This is a genomic window from Burkholderia sp. Ac-20384 (assembly GCF_017104605.1).
Taxonomy (GTDB): Bacteria; Pseudomonadota; Gammaproteobacteria; order Burkholderiales; family Burkholderiaceae; genus Burkholderia; species Burkholderia lata.
The window spans coordinates 1-2,302 of the sequence record NZ_JAAGPE010000573.1; the positions used below are offsets into that span (position 1 = coordinate 1).

Annotated in this window: 2 protein-coding genes and 1 pseudogene; 1 reads left to right on the top strand and 2 read right to left on the bottom strand. The window is 69.4% G+C overall.

The genetic code is table 11. The annotated features are described in order from the left end of the window. Window positions 1-376: 376 nt before the first annotated feature. Window positions 377-1,579, top strand: a complete 1,203-nt coding sequence (locus G3O00_RS41840) for a GNAT family N-acetyltransferase (RefSeq protein WP_206146508.1) — start codon at window positions 377-379, stop codon at window positions 1,577-1,579. A gap of 27 nt (window positions 1,580-1,606) precedes the next feature. Here the strand turns inward: G3O00_RS41840 and G3O00_RS41845 are convergent, their stop codons facing one another. Together G3O00_RS41845 and G3O00_RS43765 are read right to left on the bottom strand one after the other, a co-directional pair. Then, window positions 1,607-2,086 carry a DUF3331 domain-containing protein gene (locus G3O00_RS41845; RefSeq protein WP_174929539.1) on the bottom strand — a complete coding sequence of 160 codons (480 nt, stop codon included), beginning with the start codon at window positions 2,084-2,086 and terminating at the stop codon, window positions 1,607-1,609. Between the two features lie 38 nt (window positions 2,087-2,124). After that, a pseudogene (locus G3O00_RS43765) lies at window positions 2,125-2,302 on the bottom strand (MFS transporter); the annotation flags it as partial.

The window sequence follows — 2,302 nt, forward strand, 5'->3', positions numbered from 1 at the left end:
CGGCCGGCCGGCATCGCGCCACCGAGAATCGCGTCGCGCACGCGGCGCAGCAACTGGCGCTGCAGCGAAGGCGCGCCCGGCGTGCGCGCCAGCGGCGCGTCGAGCGGCAGCGACGGTGCATCACCGGCAGGAAGGACAGTCGTCATCGGAACATCGCAGCGTGAAAATGTTGGAACGTGGCGCACGGCCAGTGGCGGACGGCTAGTTGCGCACGGCTAGTGGCACCCAGCTAGCGAAGAACGGCTCGCAGTTCGCGCCCCAAAATTCGTGGCACCATAAATTTGCCGATCTCTGGCGCTTCTCATGGTACCTCGTCGCGACTACGATCGTCTGCATGCCGGCATGTCGCCGGCCGCCAACCGAAGCGAGATCGACCTTGTCCACGCTCACCAACGCTTTCCAGCAACCCATCGGCCACCCCGTTCCCGACTGGTCCGCGCGCCCGCGCCCGGAGCGCATCGTGCTCGAAGGCCGCTACTGCCGGCTCGAACCGCTCGACGCCGAGCGCCATGCGGCCGACCTGCACGCCGCCTATGCCCAGGCGCCGGACGGCAGCGACTGGACCTATCTCGCACACGGCCCGTACGCCGACGAATCGAGCTACCGCGACTACGCGCGGACCGCGCAGGCGAGCCCGGATCCGTTGCACTACACGGTGATCGACCGTGCCACGGGCCGCGCGGTCGGCACGCTTGCACTGATGCGCATCGATCCGGCCAACGGCGTAATCGAGGTCGGCTCCGTCACGTTCTCGCCGCTGCTCAAGCGCACGCCGATTTCGACCGAAGCGCAGTTCCTGCTGATGAAGTACGCGTTCGACACGCTCGGCTACCGGCGCTACGAATGGAAGTGCGACGACCTGAACATCCCGTCGCGCAAGGCCGCCGCCCGCCTCGGCTTCCGCTACGAAGGCACGTTCCGGCAGGCGATCGTCTACCGCAGCCGCAATCGCGACACCGCGTGGTTCTCGATCATCGACAGCGAATGGCCGGATGTCCGCGCCGCGTTCGACGCGTGGCTCGCGCCGGAGAACTTCGACGCGCAGGGCGAGCAGCGCCAGTCGCTCACCGCGATCCGCCACGCGCAGGCAAGCGCGCGCGATGCGGCCAGCCGCGCGAACGACGCCACGCGCGTCACGGTGCGCCCGCTCGTCGCCGCCGACGAAGCCGCATGGCGCCCGCTGTGGCAGGGTTATCAGAAGTTCTACGACACTGCGCTGAGCGACGCGGTATTCGCGACGACGTGGGCCCGCCTGATGGATCCCGCCGAGCCGATGTTCGTGCTCGGCGCATTCGACGCATCAGGTGCGCTGGTCGGGATCGTGCATGCGATCTACCACCGCTCGTGCTGGACCGAAGGGCCGTACTGCTACCTGCAGGACCTGTACACCGCGCCCGACGCACGCGGGCAAGGCGCTGGCGGCGCGCTGATCGAGGCCGTGTACGAACATGCCCGCGACGCCGGCGCGAGCCGCGTGTACTGGCTCACGCATGAAACCAACACGACCGCGCGCGCGCTGTACGACAAGCTCGCGAACAACGCCGGGTTCATCCAGTACCGGCACGACGTGAAGAAGTAACACGGCATGGCGGCCGGCCGCCGGCGTTCAGCCCGGCACGTCGGCCGGCTCGCGCGCCTCGTCGCTCTCCGGGGCGACGTCACGTGCCACGCCGGCCGCACCCGGCACCGACGCCGGGCAGATCATCTCGTCGCCATTGGCCGGCACGGGCCGGCGTACCGGCCGGAACACCGGCTCGCCCGGCTCGATCGGCTGCCCGGATATCGCGCAGCGGCCCGGCTGCAACGCGACGCGCAGGCGCCAGCGCTGTTCGCCGTAATGGCACCGGCCGCTTTCGACCCAGCGAACCAGCAACGCATTGTCGTCGGCCTCCAGCACCGTGACGAACAGTTGCGGGCGCAACGGCGAGACGGCCGCTGCGGCGTGCTCGGGAACCGGCGCTCGGCCGATCGTCACGCGCGGATGCGCGACGCCGCCACCTGGCGGCATCGCATCGTCTTCGTCCCATGCCGGCGCATCGCACGGCGGGTCTTCCTCAAAAATCAGGCTTTCCATGGTGTTGAGCATGCTTGACGGATTTCCGTGCAGGTTGAACGGCGCCGCGCTCAGCGCCGGCCCATCGGTGCGCGCAGCAGCGACAGGCCGATCGCCGCGCCGGTGACGGCGGCCGCGAGCATCAGCCCGATGCCGCCCGACCAGCCGAATGCACCGACGATCCCGCCGATCGCCAGCGGCCCGATCACCTGTCCGAGATAGTTGCCCTGCACGACCCAGCCGATGCTG